At 67.9% G+C, this 20,832-nt stretch carries 20 protein-coding genes and 2 tRNA genes; 10 read left to right on the forward strand and 12 right to left on the reverse strand.

The window, feature by feature from the left end; genetic code table 11:
• Positions 1-8 precede the first annotated feature (8 nt).
• Positions 9-503 carry a DUF3515 family protein gene (locus IXW21_RS10070; protein WP_194764129.1) on the forward strand — a complete coding sequence of 165 codons (495 nt, stop codon included), beginning with the start codon at positions 9-11 and terminating at the stop codon, positions 501-503.
• Positions 504-522: 19 nt separating this feature from the next.
• Here the strand turns inward: IXW21_RS10070 and IXW21_RS10075 are convergent, their stop codons facing one another.
• The 6 genes from IXW21_RS10075 to leuC all read right to left on the reverse strand — a co-directional run bounded on the left by IXW21_RS10075 (position 523) and on the right by leuC (position 6,903).
• Positions 523-1,605: a D-alanine--D-alanine ligase family protein gene (locus IXW21_RS10075; RefSeq protein WP_194764130.1), complete on the reverse strand. Its 1,083-nt coding sequence runs from the start codon at positions 1,603-1,605 to the stop codon at positions 523-525.
• The gene (locus IXW21_RS10080) at positions 1,511-2,644 is read right to left on the reverse strand and encodes an NAD(P)H-dependent glycerol-3-phosphate dehydrogenase (RefSeq protein WP_194764131.1); all 1,134 of its coding nucleotides are present in this window, start codon (positions 2,642-2,644) and stop codon (positions 1,511-1,513) included. The genes IXW21_RS10075 and IXW21_RS10080 overlap by 95 nt, the downstream gene beginning before the upstream one ends.
• On the reverse strand, positions 2,634-3,389 hold the full coding sequence (locus tag IXW21_RS10085; RefSeq protein ID WP_194764132.1) for a lysophospholipid acyltransferase family protein: 756 nt from the start codon (positions 3,387-3,389) through the stop codon (positions 2,634-2,636). The genes IXW21_RS10080 and IXW21_RS10085 overlap by 11 nt, the downstream gene beginning before the upstream one ends.
• 5 nt (positions 3,390-3,394) lie before the next feature.
• Positions 3,395-4,762 (reverse strand): UDP-N-acetylglucosamine 1-carboxyvinyltransferase, encoded by a 1,368-nt coding sequence (gene murA / locus IXW21_RS10090; protein ID WP_194764133.1) that lies wholly within the window; start codon positions 4,760-4,762, stop codon positions 3,395-3,397.
• A 63-nt stretch (positions 4,763-4,825) separates the two neighbouring features.
• A complete protein-coding gene (leuD, locus tag IXW21_RS10095) occupies positions 4,826-5,422 on the reverse strand; it encodes a 3-isopropylmalate dehydratase small subunit (protein WP_194764134.1) in 597 nt (198 codons plus the stop codon).
• Positions 5,422-6,903: a 3-isopropylmalate dehydratase large subunit gene (gene leuC / locus IXW21_RS10100; protein WP_194764135.1), complete on the reverse strand. Its 1,482-nt coding sequence runs from the start codon at positions 6,901-6,903 to the stop codon at positions 5,422-5,424. The genes leuD and leuC overlap by 1 nt, the downstream gene beginning before the upstream one ends.
• A 187-nt stretch (positions 6,904-7,090) precedes the next feature.
• Here leuC and IXW21_RS10105 point away from each other — a divergent pair, with 187 nt between their 5' ends.
• Together IXW21_RS10105 and IXW21_RS10110 are read left to right on the forward strand one after the other, a co-directional pair.
• Complete coding sequence (locus IXW21_RS10105) at positions 7,091-8,386, forward strand: O-acetylhomoserine aminocarboxypropyltransferase/cysteine synthase family protein (RefSeq protein ID WP_194764136.1); 1,296 nt, start codon at positions 7,091-7,093, stop codon at positions 8,384-8,386.
• On the forward strand, positions 8,383-9,696 hold the full coding sequence (locus IXW21_RS10110) for an LLM class flavin-dependent oxidoreductase (protein ID WP_194764137.1): 1,314 nt from the start codon (positions 8,383-8,385) through the stop codon (positions 9,694-9,696). The genes IXW21_RS10105 and IXW21_RS10110 overlap by 4 nt, the downstream gene beginning before the upstream one ends.
• A 15-nt stretch (positions 9,697-9,711) precedes the next feature.
• Here the strand turns inward: IXW21_RS10110 and IXW21_RS10115 are convergent, their stop codons facing one another.
• On the reverse strand, positions 9,712-10,209 hold the full coding sequence (locus IXW21_RS10115; protein WP_194764138.1) for a DUF427 domain-containing protein: 498 nt from the start codon (positions 10,207-10,209) through the stop codon (positions 9,712-9,714).
• A 43-nt stretch (positions 10,210-10,252) separates the two neighbouring features.
• Between IXW21_RS10115 and IXW21_RS10120 the strand changes: the two genes are divergently transcribed.
• Positions 10,253-10,846 carry an LON peptidase substrate-binding domain-containing protein gene (locus tag IXW21_RS10120; protein ID WP_194764139.1) on the forward strand — a complete coding sequence of 198 codons (594 nt, stop codon included), beginning with the start codon at positions 10,253-10,255 and terminating at the stop codon, positions 10,844-10,846.
• A gap of 11 nt (positions 10,847-10,857) precedes the next feature.
• Here IXW21_RS10120 and IXW21_RS10125 read toward each other — a convergent pair whose 3' ends face one another.
• Entirely contained in the window at positions 10,858-11,862 is a 1,005-nt protein-coding gene (locus IXW21_RS10125; RefSeq protein ID WP_194764140.1) for a TerC/Alx family metal homeostasis membrane protein, read from the reverse strand.
• A gap of 273 nt (positions 11,863-12,135) precedes the next feature.
• Here IXW21_RS10125 and IXW21_RS10130 point away from each other — a divergent pair, with 273 nt between their 5' ends.
• Both IXW21_RS10130 and IXW21_RS10135 read left to right on the forward strand, forming a co-directional pair.
• Positions 12,136-12,663, forward strand: coding sequence for an RNA polymerase sigma factor (locus IXW21_RS10130; RefSeq protein WP_323742213.1), 528 nt, complete (start codon positions 12,136-12,138; stop codon positions 12,661-12,663).
• Entirely contained in the window at positions 12,660-13,769 is a 1,110-nt protein-coding gene (locus IXW21_RS10135) for a DUF4349 domain-containing protein (RefSeq protein ID WP_194764142.1), read from the forward strand. The genes IXW21_RS10130 and IXW21_RS10135 overlap by 4 nt, the downstream gene beginning before the upstream one ends.
• Positions 13,770-13,882: 113 nt before the next feature.
• On the opposite strand, the gene IXW21_RS10140 is transcribed toward IXW21_RS10135, so the two are convergent.
• Positions 13,883-13,955: transfer RNA gene (locus tag IXW21_RS10140), tRNA-Glu, on the reverse strand.
• Positions 13,956-14,107: 152 nt separating this feature from the next.
• Between IXW21_RS10140 and IXW21_RS10145 the strand changes: the two genes are divergently transcribed.
• Positions 14,108-14,746 (forward strand): MBL fold metallo-hydrolase, encoded by a 639-nt coding sequence (locus IXW21_RS10145; RefSeq protein ID WP_194764143.1) that lies wholly within the window; start codon positions 14,108-14,110, stop codon positions 14,744-14,746.
• Position 14,747: 1 nt separating this feature from the next.
• Positions 14,748-15,623, forward strand: a complete 876-nt coding sequence (locus tag IXW21_RS10150; RefSeq protein ID WP_194764144.1) for an aminoglycoside phosphotransferase family protein — start codon at positions 14,748-14,750, stop codon at positions 15,621-15,623.
• Here the strand turns inward: IXW21_RS10150 and pepN are convergent.
• On the reverse strand, positions 15,620-18,103 hold the full coding sequence (gene pepN, locus IXW21_RS10155) for an aminopeptidase N (RefSeq protein ID WP_194764145.1): 2,484 nt from the start codon (positions 18,101-18,103) through the stop codon (positions 15,620-15,622). The genes IXW21_RS10150 and pepN overlap by 4 nt on opposite strands.
• Before the next feature lie 71 nt (positions 18,104-18,174).
• Here pepN and IXW21_RS10160 point away from each other — a divergent pair, with 71 nt between their 5' ends.
• Complete coding sequence (locus IXW21_RS10160) at positions 18,175-18,621, forward strand: MarR family winged helix-turn-helix transcriptional regulator (protein ID WP_194764146.1); 447 nt, start codon at positions 18,175-18,177, stop codon at positions 18,619-18,621.
• Positions 18,622-18,656: 35 nt separating this feature from the next.
• Positions 18,657-19,514, forward strand: a complete 858-nt coding sequence (locus tag IXW21_RS10165; RefSeq protein WP_194764147.1) for a 3-hydroxyacyl-CoA dehydrogenase — start codon at positions 18,657-18,659, stop codon at positions 19,512-19,514.
• Positions 19,515-19,518: 4 nt separating this feature from the next.
• Here IXW21_RS10165 and IXW21_RS10170 read toward each other — a convergent pair whose 3' ends face one another.
• Complete coding sequence (locus IXW21_RS10170) at positions 19,519-20,478, reverse strand: DNA topoisomerase IB (RefSeq protein ID WP_194764148.1); 960 nt, start codon at positions 20,476-20,478, stop codon at positions 19,519-19,521.
• A gap of 199 nt (positions 20,479-20,677) precedes the next feature.
• Positions 20,678-20,749 (reverse strand) — tRNA-Gln (locus tag IXW21_RS10175).
• Between the last annotated feature and the right edge of the window lie 83 nt (positions 20,750-20,832).

Genomic DNA, 20,832 nt, shown 5'->3' on the forward strand with positions numbered 1-20,832 from the left:
CTGGATGCATGCCTCGTTCCCGCCGTCTCACCGTCGTCGCCGGCGGATTGGCGCTCGTCGCGGCGCTCTCCGGGTGCTCGACCACGATCCACCTCGAGCCGGCCGACTACGCGAACGATCCCGCGTGCGCCGAGGTCTCGGTGCTGCTCCCCGACGCGGTCGGCGAGCTCGATCGCGTCTGGACCGACGCGCAGGCGACAGGAGCCTGGGGAGACCCGAGCGTCGTGCTCCGCTGCGGCGTCGAACCGCCTGCGCCGTCGACTGAGGTCTGCACGACGATCGGCAGCATCGACTGGCTCGTGCTCGACCAGGAGGAGGAGCGGCAGCGGCTCGTGACCTACGGTCGTGATCCCGCCGTCGAGGTCATCATCCGGCGGGGAGAGTCCCTCGATTTCCGGACCGTGGTCGAGAGCCTCTCCACCAGCATCCGGTCCGGGCTCGCACCCGCCACCGCTCGCTGCACGGATCGCATCCCGACGACAGACGACTCTGCGGCGGGCTGACCGCCCGCCGCGGAGTCGATCAGCGCCGCAGCCCTGCCTCGATCAGCTCGGAGATCAGGTCGCCGTAGCTCAGCCCCGATGCGACCCAGCACTTCGGGAACATCGAGATCGGCGTGAATCCGGGCATGGTGTTCAGCTCATTCACGACGAGCTCGCCTGCCGGCGTGAGGAACATGTCGACGCGGGCGAGACCGCGACCGTCGACCGCCTCGAAGGCGTGGATGCCCGCCTGCTGGATCGCAGCGATCTCGTCGTCCGCGAGCTCTGCGGGGCAGACGACGTCGACGCCGTCGCCGCCGAGATACTTGCCCTCGAAATCGTAGAAGCCGCGCGAGGTCAGAACGATCTCGCCCGGCAGCGAGGCACGGACGCCCTCGACTCCCTCGAGCACGGCGACCTCGATCTCGCGCCCCGAGACGCCGGTCTCGATCAGGACCTTGTCGTCTTCGGCGAAGGCCACGGCGAGAGCCTCGTCGAGTTCATCGGGTGAGGTGACCTTGGACACGCCCACGCTCGAGCCCGCACGTGCGGGCTTCACGAACAGCGGCAGACCGAGGTCAGCCGCCGCGAGACGCACCGAAGCGGCATCCTGCGCCCATTGGCGTGCACGCACCGTCACCCACGGCGCGACGGCGAGTCCGGCGGCTTGCAGCGCGATCTTCATGAAGTGCTTGTCCATGCAGAGCGCGGAGTCGAGCACGCCGCCACCCGCATAGGGGACCTCGAGAGTGTCGAAGTACCCCTGGATCGTTCCGTCCTCGCCGTGGGGGCCGTGAAGGATCGGAAGCACGATGTCGATCGCACCGAGCCCCTCGACCGTGCCGTCGGGCTGGACCACGCGGAGCGTGCGGTCTCCCCCGGGCTCGGGCCACAGCACACGGGTGCCGTTGTCCGCGACCTCGGGAAGATGTTCGGCATCCAGCGGGAACTTCGCCGGGTCGTCCTCTTCGAGCACGAAGGCGCCTTCGCGCGTGATCCCGACCGGAATCACGTCGTAGCGGGTGCGATCAATCGCGCCCAGCACCCCGCCCGCCGTGGCGGAACTGATCGAATGCTCGCTGGAGCGCCCGCCGAAGAGCACCACCACCGTCTGCTTGTCCATGGTTGGTCCTCTCACCCTGGGGGGTGTCGTCGTCCGTCGTCAGGTGCGGTGCGATGTCGCGGGGATTCATCTTCCCGTCGAGCACCATCTTCACCTGCTCGACGATGGGCATGTCCACACCGGACTCGCGGGCGAGCTGCAGCACGGGAGCGACGGAGGCGAGGCCCTCGGCGGTCTGCTGCATCTGCTTCACGACGTCCTGGAAGCTGTATCCCTGGCCGAGCAGTCGCCCGGCCGTGTTGTTGCGGCTGAGTGGAGACTGGCACGTGGCGATCAGATCTCCGAGACCCGCCAGCCCCTGCAGAGTCTCGGGGTGGGCGCCGTTCGCCACCGCGAAGTCCGTCATCTCCACGAGTCCGCGGGTGATGATGGACGCCTTGGTGTTCTCGCCGTATCCGACGCCGTCGACGATCCCGATGGCCACGGCGATCAGGTTCTTCAGCACACCGCCGAACTCGGTACCGATCACGTCCGTGTTCACGAACGTGCGGAAGTAGCCGTTGCGTGCGGCTCGGGCGACCTCCTCGGCCGTCTCCCGGCTGCGCGATGAGATCACCGCGGCGGTCGGCTGCTCGCGAGCGATCTCGAGAGCGAGGTTCGGGCCGGAAGCGACGGCGATCCGGTCAGGATCGCACCGGAGCTCCTGCTCGATGACCTGGCTCATCCGAAGACCGGTCGATCGTTCGACGCCCTTCATCAGGCTGACGATCTTCGCGTCGCCGTCGGCGATGAGCGGTCTCAGCGCTTTGAGATTCTCACGGAGAGACTGGCTGGGAACCGACAGATAGACCTGGTCGACGTCACGCAGAGCAGTGGCGAGCTCGTGCGTCGCCGCCATCGTGCGCGGCAGGTTGATCCCCGGGAGGTATCGCGAGTTCCGCTTGGCCTCGTCGATCTCGTGCGCCAGCTCGGCGCGGCGCGCCCACATCGTCACCTGTGCTCCGCCGTCGGCGAGGATCTTCCCGAAGGTGGTCCCCCAGCTGCCGGCGCCGATCACGGCGACGCGTGGCCCCGTGGCCACAGTCCGCTTAGGAGTCAAGGCGACCCGTCTCCTTCTGCCCGTGCGATGCAGGATTCCATCGCTCCGCGGGCGCCTTCTCATCCCGGAGCTCTTCGAGGAGCTCGGTGATGGCCTTCATCAAGCGGTTCGTGGCTTCGTTCAGCGCCGCGGCCTCACCGGCCCGACCGCGAAGGTCGGACACGTCGACGGGATCGCCGACCACGACGTCCACGCGCTTGCGGAGGGGCCACAGGCTCAGACCCTTCTGGTAGCGACCCATGATCTCCTGGGTGCCCCAGTGGGCCATCGGGATGAGCGGGATGCCGTCGGTCAGGGCGAGCCTGACGGCACCGGACTTGCCGCGCATCGGCCACATGTCGGGGTCACGGGTCAGCGTGCCCTCGGGGTACACGATGACACCGCGGCCGTGCTCGACGAGCTCTGCGGACTGCTTCAGCGTCTGCTTCGCCGCGGAGGCGGACGACGCGCGCGCCACCGGGATCATGCCGGTCGCCCGGAGGATGGATCCCAGCACGGGCACCCTGAAGAGACTCTCCTTCGCCATGAACCGCGGAGCACGTCCGATGCGCCACACGGCGACAGCTACGATCAGCGGATCGAACTCCGAGTAGTGGTTCGGGGCCAGCACGTAAGCACCGTCTCGGGGCAGCTTCTCGCCACCGGTGACCCTGATCTTCGCGATGAGCGAGACCAGGGGCAGGACGATCGCCGCGACCGGCCAGAACAGGCTGGGCCGTGTGGTCTCCGGGGACCGGGAACCCATCGGGGTCACCGGATGACGTCGAAGTCGGCGCCGAGCGCGTCGAGCTTGGCGAGGAACTTCTCGTATCCACGGCTGAGGATGTCGACGCCGGAGACCTTCGATTCGCCCTCTGCCGTCAACGCCGCGATCACGTGGCTGTATCCGCCGCGAAGGTCGGGAACGACGATGTCCGCACCGTGCAGAGGCGTCGGGCCGGTGATGACCGCGGCCTGCTCCAGGTCGCGGCGCGGCACACGCCGCGGGCCGTCCTGCAGACCGCGCGGGTGCACGACGATGTCGGCGCCCATCTTGACCAGGGCGTCGGTGAAGCCCATGCGGTTCTCGTAGACGGTCTCGTGCACGACTGAACGACCGTTCGCCTGAGTCAGCGCCACCACGAGGGGCTGCTGCCAGTCGGTCATGAAGCCGGGGTGCACGTCGGTCTCGACGACGACCGGCTTGAGCTCGCCCTCACGACGGAACAGGATTCCGTCCTCCTGGATGTCGAACCAACCGCCCGCCTTGCGGAAGACGTTGAGGAAGGTCAGCATCTCCTGCTGCTTCGCACCGCCGACGAAGATCTCACCGTCGGTCGCCAGCGCCGCAGACGCCCAGGAGGCGGCCTCGTTGCGGTCGAAGATCGAGCGGTGGTCGTAGCCGCGGAGCTTCTCGACGCCCTCGATGAGGATCACCCGATTCGGCTCGTAGGAGATGATCGCGCCCATCTTCTGCAGTACCGCGATCAGATCCATGATCTCGGGCTCGATGGCCGCGTTGCGCAGCTCGGTCGTTCCCTCTGCGCGCACGGCCGTGAGCAGGACCTGCTCGGTGGCGCCGACGCTCGGATACGGGAGGTGGATCTTCGCGCCGTGCAGGCGTGTGCCGCCGGTGGAGAGGCGGATGCCGCTCGGCAGCTTCTCGACGACGGCACCGAACTTGCGAAGTGCGTCGAGGTGGAAGTCGATCGGACGGTCGCCGATCCGGCAGCCTCCGAGGTCCGGGATGAACGCCTGACCGAGTCGGTGCAGGAGCGGTCCGCAGAAGAGGATCGGGATGCGCGAGGCACCGGCGTGTGCGTCGATCTCCTCGAAGTGGGCGGACTCGACACCGATGGGGTCGAATGTCAGCGAGCCGGGCTCGTCACCGGGCGTCACCTGCACGCCGTGCACCTCGAGCAGCGACCGCACGACGGCCACATCGCTGAGGTCCGGCACATCGCGCAGCGTGCTCGGCGTCTCGCCCAGCAGAGTCGCGACCATGGCCTTCGTCGCGAGGTTCTTCGCGCCCTTGACGTCGACGCGTCCGCGAAGCGGGCGCCCTCCGCGAATGGCGAGGACGTCTCCGGTGAGAGCGGGAGCTCCGTCGGGGAGAGCGTCGCGCACGGGTGTCGTCATTCGGGCCTCACTTCATTCAGGGAAATCGGGGCGGGTCGCCCTTCGGCTCACCCGCCCCGCCGTTCACTGAACGGGAAGGGTCCGGGGCCGCCACGACTCGCGACGGGCCTCGAACTGCGCGATCTTGTCTTCGTTGCGCAGGGTGAGCCCGATGTCATCGAGCCCTTCGAGGAGCCGCCATCTAGTGTAATCGTCGATACCGAGGTCAGCCTGGATATCGCCGATCGAGGCGATCCGCTGCTCGAGGTCCACGGTGATCCGCGCCCCGGGATTCCGGTCGATCTCGGACCAGATCCGGTCGAGATCCTCTTCCGAGATCGTCGCGGCGAGCAGGCCCTGCTTGCCGGAGTTCCCTCGGAAGATGTCGGCGAAGCGCGGGCTGAGCACGACCGAGAATCCGAAGTCGCGCAGAGCCCACACGGCGTGCTCACGGCTCGACCCCGTGCCGAAGTCCGGCCCGGCGACCAGCACGGAGGCTCCGTGGAACGCCGGCTGATTGAGCACGAACTCGGGGTCCTGGCGCCACCCGTGGAAGAGCGCGTCCTCGAAGCCGGTCTTGGTGACCCGCTTGAGGAACACCGCGGGGATGATCTGGTCGGTGTCGACGTTCGAGCGCTTCAGCGGCGCCGCGATGCCGGTGTGGGTGGTGAACTTCTCCATCAGATGGCTCCAGCCGTGGTCGCGCCCGCGTTGACGGGCTCTTCGTTCGACAGGTCGCTGGGGCTGGAGAGCGTGCCGCGGATGGCGGTCGCCGCCGCGACAAGCGGCGAGACGAGGTGCGTACGCCCACCCTTGCCCTGTCGTCCCTCGAAGTTGCGATTCGACGTCGACGCGCAGCGCTCCCCCGGGGCGAGCTGGTCGGGGTTCATGCCGAGGCACATCGAGCATCCGGCGAAACGCCACTCGGCGCCGAAGTCCTTGATCACCTGATCGAGGCCCTCGGCCTCGGCTTCCAGGCGCACGCGCGCGGACCCCGGAACGACCATCACACGGACGCCGTCGGCCTTCTTCTTGCCCTTGACGATCGAGGCGAATGCGCGCAGGTCCTCGATGCGACTGTTCGTGCATGACCCCATGAAGACGGCATCCACCGGCACCGCCTTGAGCGGCGTGCCCGGAGTGAGGTCCATGTACTCCAGCGCTCGTTCTGCGGCTGCCCGCTCGTTGGCATCGGCGATCTCGGCGGGGTCGGGGACCGCGGCGGAGAGCGAGCTGCCCTGGCCGGGGTTGGTGCCCCAGGTCACGAACGGCTCGAGCTCGTCGGCGTCGATGAACACCTCGGCGTCGAAGGTCGCGCCCTCGTCGGTGGGCAGCGTGCGCCAGTAGGCGACGGCATCGTCCCAGTCCTTGCCCTTGGGCGCATGCGGGCGCCCCTTCAGGTACTCGAACGTCGTCTCGTCGGGGGCGACCATGCCCGCGCGGGCTCCGGCCTCGATCGACATGTTGCAGATCGTCATGCGGCCCTCCATCGACAGCGACCGGATGGCGCTGCCGCGGAACTCCAGAACGTAACCCTGACCACCGCCGGTGGTGATCTTCGCGATGACCGCGAGGATGATGTCCTTCGCCGTCACACCGGGGCGCAACGTGCCCTCGACGTTGATGGCCATGGTCTTGAAAGGCTTGAGCGGCAGCGTCTGCGTCGCCATGACGTGCTCGACCTCGCTCGTACCGATGCCGAAGGCCATGGCGCCGAAAGCTCCGTGGGTCGACGTGTGCGAGTCGCCGCAGACCACGGTGATGCCGGGCATCGTCAATCCGAGCTGCGGTCCGACGACATGGACGATGCCCTGCTCGGCATCGCCCAGCGAGTGCAGACGCACGCCGAACTCGGCGGCGTTGCGCCGCAGGGTCTCGATCTGGGTGCGGCTCGTCAGGTCGGCGATGGGCTTGTCGATGTCCCACGTCGGAGTGTTGTGGTCCTCTGTCGCGATCGTGAGATCGAGACGTCGCAGTGGACGGCCTTCGGCGCGCAGACCGTCGAAGGCCTGCGGGCTCGTGACCTCGTGCACCAGATGCAGGTCGATGTAGATGAGGTCCGGCTCGCCGTTCTCGCCCTTGACGACGAGGTGGTCGTCCCAGACCTTCTCGGCCAGGGTCCGGCTGCGTGCGGGAGCAGAGTCTGCTGAGGGGGTGTTCATTGCTTCTCTCCTGAAGATGGCGGGTCGGCCCACGATGGACTCCGCGACGAGGAGGGGCTCAGAACGAGGTCTCGTCGCGGCCGCTAAGAAGGAGCACGATCCGCATGACGTCAGGTTACCACCGCTCGAACGGTGCGCGACGCGCCGTGACACAGTACTGTGACCCGCACCTTCGAGAGGCACCCGCATGACCGACGACACCACCGGCTTCACCACCAGAGCTGTGCACGCCGCGAGGAGTCAGGGGGCCGCGTCGTCGAGAGCCACCCCGATCTACCTGACGGCGGGATTCGAGTTCGACGACTTCGACCACGCGGCTGATCACTTCGGCACCGGCGCAGGATTCGGCTACACCCGCACCGGAAACCCCACGATCCATGCGGTCGAGCGTCAGCTCGCGGCCCTCGAGTCCGGCGCGGATGCGGTTCTCGTCGCCAGCGGGCAGGCGGCCGTCGTCACAGCGCTCCTCACCGTGGCGGGCGCCGGCGACCACATCGTCTCGTCGACCCACATCTACGAGGGCACACGCGGCCTGCTCCTCGACAATCTCTCACGCCTCGGCATCGACGCCACGTTCATCGACGACATCGGAGACCCTGAGGCATGGCGGAGGGCGATCCGCCCGAACACCAGAGCCCTGTTCGCGGAGTCGATCGCGAACGCCCGCAACGACATCCTCGACATCGAGGCGGTGAGCGCCGTCGCGGACGCCGCTGCGATCCCGCTCATCGTCGACAACACCCTCGCCACGCCCTTCCTCGTGCGGCCCCTCGAGCACGGCGCCGCGATCGTGGTGCACTCCGCGTCGAAGTTCCTTGCGGGCCATGGATCGGTGCTCGGCGGCGTCATCATCGACGACGGACGTTTCGACGCCGAGCGGGCCGGCCACAACGCCCCGCATCTGGTGCTTCCCGGCCGCGGTGGGGTGCCCAGCGTCGCGGCGCGACACGGCGGCAAGGCGCGAATCGCGTACGCCCGCGAGTCGGTGGCGCCCCGCTTCGGAGCATCGCCCTCTCCCCTGAACGCCTTCCTGATCGGCCAAGGAGCGGAGACGCTCGGTCTTCGGGTCGAGCGCCAGTCCCGCAACGCCCTCGAGGTCGCACGCTGGCTGGCCGCGCAGGATGCGGTGGAGAGCGTCGACTACGTCGGACTCGAGAGTCACCCGGATCACGCGCTCGCTCGGAAGTATCTCCACGGCGGCCATGGGTCGATCTTCACGTTCACTCTGCGCGGCGGACTCGAGGCGGCGCGCGACTTCGTCGAGAGTGTTCGGGTGTTCACCCACATGACGCACATCGGGGATGTCCGCTCCCTCGTGCTGCACCCGGGGACGACCAGTCATTCCCACCGCACGCAGGAGGAACGCGACGTCCTGGGCGTGCAGCCGGGGACCCTGCGCCTCTCGATCGGGATCGAAGACGTCGCCGATCTCCTCGCGGATCTCGCGCGCGTGCTGGAACCGGCGCGAGAGGCCGTCGCGTGACCAGGCCGCAACACTTCGGATGGTTCCTGGCGCGCGGCTTCGGTCCGCAGGGCTGGGGATACCCGTCGCTGGACTGGAACTACGACTGGACCCGCCCCGAGATCTATCAGGACGCGGCTCGCACTCTGGAACAGGCCGGGTTCGACCTCGTCATCGTCGAGGACGCTCCGTCGCTCGGTTCTCCGGAGACGCTCGACCTGCGCGTCCGACACGCGTTCGGCGGCCCCAAGCACGATCCGCTTCTTCTCGCGCCGTATCTCTTCCAGGCGACCAGGCATCTCGGGGTCGTGCCGACCGTCAACCCCGCGGCGTACCTGCCCTACACCGCGGCGCGGCAGTTCTCGACACTGCAGCATCTGAGCGGCCACCGTCTCGGACTCAACGTCGTGACAGACACCGGAAGCGCGCGCCACTTCTCGGCCGCCGAGCAGTTGGGGCATGACGCCGCCTACGACCGCGCCGAAGAATGGCTCACCGGCATCCGCTCGCTCTGGCGCAGCTGGGACGACGGCGCGCTGGTGCAGGATCGCATCACCGACGTGTTCGCCGACGGGTCGAGGTTGCGCCCTGTCCGGCATCGCGGCGAGCATTTCGCGTTCGACGGGCCCCTGAATGCGGCGCCTTTCACCGCAGGCGAACCCGCGATCGTCTCTCCCGGCGGCTCCGGTCGCGGACTCGGGTTCGCCGGCGCGAACTCGGACGTCCAGCTCGCTCTCGCACCTCTCGACGAGGCGTCGGTGCGCGCCTACCGATCGAAGATCCACGACGCGGCGAGGGCCGCGGGCCGCTCGCCCGCGGACATCAAGATCCTGTTCGCGATCCAGCCCGTCATCACCTCGTCGCCGGAGGAGGCGGATCGCGTCGTCGCCGCATCCGCCCATCCCGACGACGCGGCCCTGGTGCAGATCGCTCGCAAGCAGTCGAGCGATCTCGAGACCGATCTGACCGCGCTCGACCTCGACCGCCCCCTCGATCTGTCGATCTTCGGGGAGCACGTCTCGCGCGGCAGCATCCAGCGCCTGATCGGAGACCGAGACGAGGATGCTCCGCTGCGCGCCCACCTCACGGCGCTCGCCCGCACCGGCCGGATCACCGACCGCTCGGGATTCGTCGGCACGGCCGAGGAGTTCGCCGATCTCATCGACGAGCTCGGCGACTGGGGCAACGACGGCGTGCTGCTGTGGGGCGACTTCCACCCGGTCACGCTGCATCGCACGCTCGATGAGCTCGTGCCCGTGCTCCGTCGCCGCGGCATCCTGCGCCGCGAGTACGTCGATGGCGGGCTGCAGGCCAACCTGCGCGCGTTCTGAGCGAGCACCCAGGGCTCACCAGCCCATCGAGCCCGGCACTCCCTTGAACGGCCCGACGACGGTCGACGTCACCCAGCCGCCGTAGAAGCCACCCGGCTGAGGGACGACGACCTCTCCCCCGACCGTGCACTCGTCCATCGGTCCGGCATACACGGCGACCCGATCCGCCAAGGTCTCGAACCCGGACGTGGGGTTCGGATAGTTCCACGCCGCTCCCGCCGCCACCAGGCGTCCGCCGTGCACGTCGAGATACCGGGCCGCACCCTTGAACTCGCAGAACGACGAGCCTGCGGCATCCACGAGCGCACCGTCGATGAAATCGTCGATCGGCAGGTAGTAGACGGGAGGGTGGCTCGTCTCGAGCACCCTCATCGCCCTCTCGGTATCGGCGATGAGCTCGCCGCCGAAGCGTATCGTCACGCGCTCGAGCACCGGCTCGACCCTCGGTGGCCGCGGATAGTCCCACACGGACTCCTGACCGGAAGCGGGAACGACGGGGCGAGGTCTGTGCATCTGATCACTGTACGTCGCCGGGCATGCCGTGTTGACTGGGCTCATGGCCGCGATCCCCATGTTCCCGCTCGGCTCGGTGCTCTTTCCGCACACCCCTCTGCTGCTGCGGGTGTTCGAGCCCCGGTATCTCACCATGATCGGAGAGCTCCTCGATCAGGACGACCCGCAGTTCGGTGTCGTGCTCATCGAACGCGGTCACGAGGTCGGCGGTGGTGATCGCCGCAGCAGCGTCGGCACGATCGCCAGACTGGCGACCGTCTCGGCGGATGCGGAGGCGCTGCACATCGTCGGCGTCGGAACCATCCGCATCGCGGTCGAGCAGTGGACGGATGAGTCTCCGTACCCCCGGGCCGACGTCACCCCGCTGCCGGAACTGACGTGGAACGACGCTCTCGCCCCGCTGCGCACCGAAGCGGAGGCCATCGTGCGGCGAGTACTCGCTCGCGTCGACGGGCCCTGGGATCCCGACACCGAGCTCTCCGACGATCCGATCGCCGCGTCCTGGCAGCTCGCCGCGATCGCACCGCTCGGAGAGTACGACCGGTACACGCTTCTGCGATCGGACTCGGTCGGCGCGCTGCTGCGTCAGGTCATCGACCTCACGCTCGAGGCGGAGCTGCTCTGGTCGGCCGAGTGAAGGCGCCTGCCCTACTCGACGCCCACTGACCTCTTCGCGGCCGACTTCTCGCGCGACGCCGCGATCAGGCTCGCGACCGTGGCGACCGTCATCGACACGACGATGACGCCGAGCGAGACCAGGTTGTCGATGTCGGGCACCCACTCGACGTGCTCTCCACCGTTGATGAAGGGCAGCTCGTTCTCGTGCAGGGCGTGCAGGATGAGCTTGACGCCGATGAAGCCGAGGATCACCGCGATGCCGTAGTGCAGGTAGCGCAGCCGGTCGAGCAGATCGCCCAGCAGGAAGTACAGCTGGCGAAGGCCCATGAGCGCGAAGATGTTCGCCGCGAAGACGAGGAATCCATTGGTCGTGATCTCGAAGATGGCCGGGATGGAGTCGATCGCGAAGATGAGGTCCGTCACGCCGATCGTGATGAACACGATGACCATGGGTGTCCACATGCGCTTGCCGTCGACCGTCGTGCGGAGCTTGGAGCCGTCATACGTCTCGCTGATGTCGATGCGACGCCGCAGCAGGCGCACGATGAAGTTCTCCTTCTTCACATCATCTTCGTGCTCGCCCTCGGGCATGGCCTGCTTGATCGCCGTATAGATGAGGAAGGCGCCGAAGATGTAGAAGATCGGCGAGAAGTGCTCGATCACCGTGACTCCGACGAGGATGAAGGCCCCCCGCAGCACGAGCGCGATGATGATGCCGACCATCAGCACCTGCTGCTGCAGACGTCGCGGCACCGCGAACTGCGCCATGATCAGCACGAAGACGAAGAGGTTGTCGATCGAGAGGCTGTACTCCAGGGCCCAGCCGGTGATGAAGTCCCCGGCGTTGCGCCATCCCGCGACGTTGCCGAGGAGCACTGCGAAGAGCAGCGCGAGGCCGACGTAGAACACGACCCACAGCGTCGACTCCTTGGTCGACGGGATGTGCGGACGCAGGCGGATGAGGAGGAGGTCGCCGATCAGGATGATCGTGAGGACGATCATCGAGGTGATCTCGAACCAGACAGGAATGTCCACGGGTGCTCTGCACCTTTCGGGAGGGGTCGGAAAACTGTCGAAAGTCTCTCCCACGCATGGAATGCGTCGCACGACCGGAGCAGCGATGACGGTGCTCGTGATGACGGTGGATGCGCTTGCGGGATACTCCCTCTCGCGTCCCTGATTCTAGACCCAGTGCGCCGTTGATGCGGATTCCACACATCTGAGACGATGGGGCCTCGTTCGACACTTCCCAGGTGAGAGACACCGAACCGAAACGGGACGCCCGTGCAGACAACTGATCAGAGATGGGTGGCGGACGCCGCCGCCGGCGACGAGAGCGCCTTCCGCGAGCTGTACCGCGCACATGTCCGCGCGGTCTACTGGATCGCCCACGGCCTGCTCGCCTCGCCGACGGATGCGGAGGACGTGACCCAGGAGACGTTCGTCACCGCGTGGCGCAAGCTGCCGGGCTTCGATCTGCAGGGAGAGTCCCTGCTCCCCTGGCTCGCGACGATCTGCCGCTTCCAGGCGGCGAATCGGCTGCGACAGCGTCGACGCGACCGGGCGCACACCACGGATGCGGCCGATGACACGATCCCCTCGACGATCAGCGTCGAGGGCCAGGTCATCAGCGCGGCGCTGGCAGAGCGGATCACAGCCGAGGTGGGCACGCTGAGCGATCTCGACCGCGAGATCTTCCGCCTCTGCGCAGCGGCCGGGTACTCGTATCAGGCGGCGGCGGAAGAGCTCGGAGTGAGCCATGCCATCGTGCGGAACCGTCTCTCCCGAGTCCGCACCCGCCTGCGCGGTGCCGTGAAGGAAGCGAGCGACGTATGAACGACCAGCGACAGAAGAACGACAGCCTGCCCGTCGAAGACCTCCCGGAGATCTCGGATGCCACGGTGGCGCGCATCGAGGCATCCGTCTTCGAACAGATCGCGACCGAGCGCCCTGCGGGCACGTCCTCCTCTGGTCGCTCGAAGGTTCGCCGCCGCCGATGGCTCACGGGCGCAGGCATGGCCGCCGCGTTCGTGGTCGGCGTGCTCGTCACACCGCCCATTCTCGGAGCCGTGGGTGGCGGCGCCATGAGCGACGCCGGCGGTGGAGATGCGCCGGTCGGCGTCGCGGTCGAGGACTCGCGCGCGGGTTCCGCCGACCAGGTCATGCCGGAGAGCCTCACGGATTCGGCGGAATCGTCGGGCGTGCTGCCCGGCGCCGCCGACAGCGTTGATCGCGAGATCATCGCGACAGCGAACGCCACCGTCCGGGTCGAGGACATCGCCGACGCCGCTGCCCGGATCACCGCCATAGCCGAGGCCCACGGAGGCTACGTCGAGGGCACGGAGATCGGCGGGGGTACCGGTGTCGGCTCGGCGGATCCCGTTCCGTCCGACACCGGATACGGATGGATCAGCATCCGGGTCCCCTCAGCAGATCTCGCGGACGTGATCGACGAGCTTGCGGACTCCGGCGACGTGCTCTCCTCCTCCACTTCGAAGCAGGATGTCACCTCTGCGGCGATCGACCTTCGGGCGCGCGTGGACGCCACCAGGGCGTCGGTGCAGCGTCTGACCGAGCTGATGTCCCAGACGGGCACCGTCTCGGAACTCATCGAGGCCGAGGTCGCGCTCACCGACCGTCAGGCACTGCTCGAGTCCTACGAGCAGCAGCTCAGCACTCTCGAGGACCAGGTCGCCATGTCGAGTCTTCAGGTGCAGCTGACCCGCACGACAGCGCCTACCACCGCCGATCCCGCGGGATTCGCCGACGGGCTCATGGCAGGGTGGAACGGCCTCGTGGTATCCCTGAACGCGCTGGTCGTGGCGATCGGCTTCGTCCTTCCGTGGGCCGCACTCGTCGGTGCCGCGATCCTCGTGATCTGGGTCATCCGACGGGCACGCCGCGCCCGTCGAGCGCGTTCGACCGCGGCCGCCGACGAGTAGGCCGACGCTCACACGACGTCCGCCTCCCGCTGGGCGAACGGGACCCTCGGCCTCGCGCTGATCACGGAAACGACGAAAGCCCTCCGGCAACCGGAGGGCTTTCGTGTGTTGTGTGACCCCAGCGGGATTCGAACCCGCGTTACCGCCGTGAGAGGGCAGCGTACTAGGCCGCTATACGATGGGGCCGTCTGGCGGAATGTTTCCGTTCCGCGACAACTGTTCAAGTATGCCACGGCGATTCTGCGCGCGCAAAATCGAGCGGCGCTCTCCTCGATCCCGGGCGTGGCGCGCCGGTGCAGACGTTTGCCAGACGCCGCAGGAAGGAGTTGACTCAGGTCATGCGCGTCACGAAATTCGAACATGCCGCTCTTCGCATCGAGCAGGGCGGCGACATCCTGCTCATCGACCCGGGCTCCTTCACCACACCCCCGCAGGATCTCGCCGGCCTGGTCGCCGTCGTGCTCACGCACGAGCACCCGGACCACTGGACCCCGGAGCATCTGGACCGCATCCTGCGTGCGGCCCCGGGCACTCCGATCTTCGCCCCGTCGGGCGTCGCCCGTGCTGCCGACGGCTACGACATCACCGTCGTGGCTCCCGACGACGTCGTCGAGGCAGGGAGCTTCTCACTTCGATTCTTCGGAGGGACCCACGAGGTCATCCACTCCTCGATCCCGACGATCGAGAACGTCGGAGTCCTCGTGAACGGCGCGCTCTACTATCCCGGCGACTCCTATGCCGTGCCCGAGGACGTCGAGGTCGACACGCTGGCGGCGCCTCTCGGTGCCCCGTGGCTCAAGATCGGCGATGCGATGGACTACGTGCTCGCCGTCAAGCCTCGCCGAGCATTCGGCACCCACGACATGACACTCTCGGTCGCCGGCAAGACGATGCATCGTCAGCGGCTGCAGTGGGCCACCGAGCAGAACGGCGGCGAGTTCACGGTACTCGAGCCGGGCGATTCGCTCGACATCTGACGTGGCGAACTCCCCTGTCGCGGAGCACTCGCTCGACGAGGCCGGCGTCCGTGCGCTGCTGCGCGCGCACGCGCCGGGGTGTGCGGACCTCCCGCTCACGCTGTTCGCCGAGGGGTGGGACAACGCGATGTGGCGGCTGGGGGCGGAGCTCGTCGTGCGACTCCCCCGCCGCGCACTCTCGGTCGCGCTGATCACGAACGAGCATCGCGCCCTTCCCGAGATCGGCCCACCGCTGGCATCGCTCGGCATCCGCACCCCGATACCCGTGATCGCGGGGCCGCCGACGGACGTGTTCCCCTGGCCGTGGTCGGTGGTCCCCTGGATCGACGGCACGGCGGCCATCGCATCATCGCGGACTGAGAACGGACTGTGGGCCCCGGATCTCGCGGCAGCGTTGCTGACCCTGCACTCCCCTGCGCCCGCCGACGCGCCGCTCAACCCCGTGCGCGGGCGGGAGCTGAGAACACGCGACGACGCCATGCGTCCTCGACTCGCCGCCCTCTCTCGCCATTCCACACTGCGCGACTACTGGGCTGCGGGCCTCGCAGCGCCGCCCAGCGACGAGCGGGTCTGGATCCACGGCGACCTCCACCCCGGCAACATCCTCGTGCACGAGGGCAGACTCGCCGCGCTCATCGATTTCGGCGACGTCACCGTCGGCGACCCCGCCTACGACCTCGCCGCCGCCTGGATGCTCTTCGACACTGCGGGACGCGAGAGCTTCCGGGCAGCGACGGGTTCCCGATACGACGACGCGACGTGGGTGCGTGCACGCGCCTGGGCCGCGTACATCGCGCTCGTGCTGCTGACGCAGAGCGACGATCGCCCCGACCACCTCGTCGTCGGACGGAGCACCGCCGAGGCGCTGGGCGCCTAGCGGGGTCGGCCTTCGCGCACGCGAAGGTCCCTGGCGAGGTGATCCCGCTGCTCGACGACGATGCGGCGCAGTGCGGCCGGAGCCGAGGCGTTGTCCGCGAGCCAGGCATCCACCGGGTCGAGGCTCGGTGCCGCCGGGAACAGGCCGACGACCAGACGTCGCGCCAGCTCGATGCTCCGCCGCGACCACACATCGCCGATGCGGGCGAAGTACTCCGAGTCGAACCCTGCGACGAGGTCGCGTCGACCACCCGCACGGAATCCCGCGATCACCGCATCGAGGTGATCGTTGCTGAGCGACTCGTCGTCCCAAGCCTGTCGCCACGCCTCGGCGCGCACGGAATCCTCCGGGCGCGATGCGCGAGCACGGCGGGCGGCGGTGCGTCCACTCCCGGTGTCGTCGCGGAGCTGCTCTTCTGCGATCTCCTCCGCGCCGGCGTGGCCTGTCGTCACCAGAGCCGTGAGGAGCTGCCACCGGAGGTCCGGGTCGATGATCAGCCCGTCGGGTGCGGCGCCGTCGAGGATCGCACGGAGCTCTCCCGCGCGACCGTCATCGTAGGCCGAGGCGGTCGCCAGCGCTCGCGCCCAGGAGAGCTGAGCGTCGCTGCCGGCATCCGCGGCGTGCAGCGCGCTCCACGTCGCCTCGACCCACTGCCTCTGCTCGTGCTGCCGGACGTCGTCCGCGACGAAGTGCCGGATGGCGAACTGCGCGTTCGCGAGCACGCCGCCCAGGAGGCCGATGTTCGACTCGTGGGGCGCATGTGCCCGCACGATCGCCGTGTAGCGGGTGGCCGCGAGTTCGCCATCTCTCGTCGCGTTCCACAGCGACGACCAGATGACGGCGCGTGCGAGCGGATCCTCGATGTCGGACAGTGAGTCCTGCACGGTCGCCAGGGACGCATGGTCCAGGCGAACCTTCGCGTAGGTGAGATCGTCGTCGTTGAGCAGCACGAGATCGGCCGCCGGGAACTCGACCGGAGTGCGCTCTCCGTGGATGTCGAGAGAGACCTGCTCGCGGCGGATGACGTGGCCATCGACGCGGTCATAGAGCCCGACACGCAGTCGATGGGGGCGAGGATCGCTCTGGACGAGCACGGTGTCGCCCGCGTCGGTCTCGAGCCACAGCGTCGAGACGCCCGTCGTCTGCAACCACGCGCGCGACCACTCGGTCATGTCGCGACCCGACACCGCACTGAGCTCCACGAGGAACTCGTCGAGCGTCGTGTTGCCGAAGGCATTCGCGGCGAAGTATCGCCGCGCACCCTCGAAGAAGGCATCATCGCCCACGAAGGCGACCAACTGCTTCAGCACAGCGGCGCCCTTCGCATAGGTGATTCCGTCGAAGTTCAGTTTCGCGGCCTCGAGGTCGGTGATGTCCGCGACGATCGGGTGCGTGGTCGGCAGCTGATCCTGCTGGTAAGCCCAGGCCTTGCGATTGGCCGCGAACTTCACCCAGGCGTCGTGGAAGCGCGTCGCGACCGCGGAGGCGTGCGAGCCCATGTAGTCGGCGAACGATTCCTTGAGCCAGAGGTCGTCCCACCACTTCATGGTCACCAGATCGCCGAACCACATATGGGCCATCTCGTGCAGGATCGTGTTCGCCCGGGCCGCGCGCTGCGCATCGGTGGCCGCGCCCCGCGAGAGGTAGGCCTCGGTGAAGGTGACGAGGCCGGGGTTCTCCATCGCACCGAGGTTGTACTCGGGGACGAAGATCTGGTCGTACTTGCCCCAGGGGTACGGGTAGGCGAATGCGTCGGTGAAGAAGTCGAGCCCCTGACGCGTGACCTCGATGATCTCTTCGGATTCGAGATACTGCGCGAGCGACTGTCGAGCGAAGACACCGAGCGCGATGTGCTGATCGTCGCGATCCCAGGCGCCGTCCACGCGTGCGTACGGCCCCGCGGCCACCGACGTGATGTAGCTGGAGATCGGCAGGGTGGGCGCGAACTCCACCCGCTGCACACCGACACCCGCATCGACCTTCACGGCCGCCTGGTTCGAGAGGACCTCCCATCCGGCGGGGGCATCGACCACGAAGGTGTACGCGGCCTTGAGGTCGGGCTGCTCGAAGCACGCCATCACGCGACGCGAGTCGGCGGGCTCGTACTGCGTGTACAGATACGTGCGGTCGTCGACGGGGTCATGGAACCGATGCATCCCCTCGCCCGAGCGACTGTAGGCAGCCACCGCCTCGATGCGAACGACGTTCGAGGCTCCCAGGCCGCGGAGCGCGATGCGCGCGCCGTCGAAGTCGACGTCCTGATCGATGCCGTTCACCACGACGCGATCGACACTCTCCCCGATGAAGTCGACCCAGGTCGACTGCGACGTCGACGCGAACTCGAGCGTCGTGATCGTCGAGAATCCGGTGCGCGCGCGCTCGGGCGCTCCCGTGAGATCCAGCTCGACGCGGATGCTTCGCACGGAGATGACGGCGGATCGCGCAGCAGTCTCCTCGCGGGTGAGGTTGGCGGTGTCCATGGATCCATCATTTCACCTGCCGACGACGCCCGCGTGTTGCGTAACGCAACAGAGGGGAATAGAGTTGCATCATGCAACACAAGGGATCGACCGATGCACGACACGATGACAGCGTCACCGTATTGCGGTCTCTCGTGGCCATCACCCGGCGCGGCCTGGTCGATGCGCGCTCGGGTGAACCCCGACTCTCGATCACCGATCAGTCCATCGTGATGGCGATCGCCGACGAACCGGGAATCCGCTCGACGGACATCGCCCGGATGTTCCGGCTCAACAGATCGACCGTGTCCCGTCAGCTCTCCGCGCTCATCGCACTGGGGCTGGTGCAGGAGACGACGTCTCCAGCCGGTCGCGGACGCCCCCTCACCCTCACCCCCGCCGGCGAAGACGCATTCCGCCACACGCTCGACACGTTGCAGGGCGTGATCGACACCCATCTCGCGCAGTGGTCGGATGCCGAGGTCGCGCGCTTCGCGCATGATCTTCAGCGATTCGACCGCGGCGACGCCGCATCGTGACCACGGCCCACAAGCCCACCACAGAAGGAAGAGAAATGAAGAACATCACTGTTCTCGGCACCGGCGTCCTCGGATCGCAGATCGCGTTCCAGACCGCCTTCCATGGATTCGACGTCGTGGCGTACGACATCGATCAGGCAGCGCTCGACCGCGCCGCCGAGCGCTTCGACGCACTCGCCGCCCGGTACGTCGCAGACGGCGTCGAGAACGCGGCCGACGGCGGCGCACAGGCGGCCATCGGCCGCATCCGCCTCACATCCGATCTGTCGGATTCCGCAGCCGCCGCCGACCTCGTCATCGAAGCCGTCCCCGAGAACCTCGAACTCAAGCAGGGCATCTACCGCACTCTCGCGAATGCGGCTCCCGCGACGACGATCTTCGCCACGAACTCGTCGACTCTGCTGCCCAGCGCACTCGCCGAGTCCACCGGTCGCCCCGATCGCTTCCTCGCGCTGCACTTCGCGAACGAGATCTGGTCGCACAACACCGCCGAGGTCATGGGCACCCCCGCCACCGACCCCGAAGTCTACGGATCGGTCGTCGAGTTCGCGTCGCAGATCGGCATGGTCCCGATCCAGATCAAGAAGGAGAAGGCCGGATACCTGCTGAACTCGCTGCTCGTGCCGTTCCTCGAAGCGGGAGCTCAGCTGCTCGTCGACGGGATCGCCGAGCCGGAGGCGATCGACGCGACCTGGCGGATCGGAACCGGAGCGCCGGCAGGACCCTTCGAGATCTACGACATCGTCGGTCTGACCACCGCCTACAACATCTCACGCATGGGCGGAGAGAAGCAGCAGCGATTCGCCCAGCTGCTCAAGGAGCAGTACATCGACGAGGGCAAGCTGGGCGTCGCCACGGGCGAGGGCTTCTACACCTACCCGCGCGAGAGCTGAGCGCTCAACGCCCGAGCAGTCGCCGGATGGCGGTCTCCGGCGACACCGTCAGATCGAGGGTCCGACCGCGCGCGTAGAGACGGAAGACGCGCGGGTCTATGTAGCTCCCCCGCGCGACTGCGAGGGTGTTGCCGAGCGCCGAGGCCGTGGCCTGCACGGCGAGGCGCTCGGCACGACGCCGCTCGTTCTTCGTCTCGAGCCGCCCGATGCGCGCCAGGGCATCCGCGGCGAGGATCGTCCCATGCAGCGTCCGGAAATCCTTCGCCGTGAATGCCGCCCCGGTGACCTCCCGGAGATAGTCATTCACCTCGCCCGAGTTGAGTCGCACCCGGCGGCGCCCCTTGCGGTAGGCCAGCAGCGGTGCACGAGGGGCGCCCACCGCGAACTCCGAGAGAGCGTCGGCGAGAGCGGCATCCGTGATCTCGATCGACGCGAGCTGGCGGCTCTTCGCGGGGAAGCTCAACGCCACTGTGCTGCCGTCGACCCGCACGTCGTTGCGTCGCAGGGTGCTGAGTCCACGACTGCCGTGCTTCACGAGATAGCGCTCGGAACCGATGCGCAGCGCGGCGTCGTCGAGCAGGCGGAAGGCGACGGCGAGTGCGCGATCGCGGGTGAGCCCGTCCTGGTTGATCGCCCGAGTGACCTGCGCCCGCGCCGACGGCAGCGCCGCAGCCAGGCGCAGCGCCCTCGCGAACTTCCTCTGGTCGCGGCCCGTGCGCCAGAGCGGGTGGTACAGATACTGGCGCCTCCCCGCATCGTCGGTGCCGACCGCCTGGATGTGCGCGAGCGGATCTGCCGCGATCCACACGTCCTTCCATGCGGGCGGGACGACGAGGTCATGGATGCGCTCGCGGTCCGCCTCGGACACCGGCTGGTCGGCAGCGTCGACGTATCGGAAGCCCGAACCCGAGCGGATGCGGCGGATGCCGGGCTCTTCGCCGGGGACCACTCTTCTCAGTGCCATCGCCGTCTCCCTCACGCGCTCCGATCTCAGGAGGAGCGCCCGAGGTCGAGCTTCTCGACTGCAGCCGCTTTCGAGAAGGGCATGGCGTCGTGACCGGTGAACCTGCTAGGCGCACGAGTGCTCAGACGACCGCGCGTGTGGGAATCAGCGCGTACCCGGAAACAAGAAAACCCGCGGAAATCCGCGGGTCTTGATCTTGCTGGGGTACCTGGACTCGAACCAAGAATAACGGAACCAGAAACCGTCGTGTTGCCAATTACACCATACCCCAAGGGCGAAACCGGAGCCTCGCACCGAGAGTCAAGCTTACCCGAGCCACCGCCGCAATGCCAAAACGCCCCGGGCAGTCCGGGC

Source organism: Microbacterium sp. UFMG61 (assembly GCF_015354505.1).
Taxonomy (GTDB): domain Bacteria; phylum Actinomycetota; class Actinomycetes; order Actinomycetales; family Microbacteriaceae; genus Microbacterium.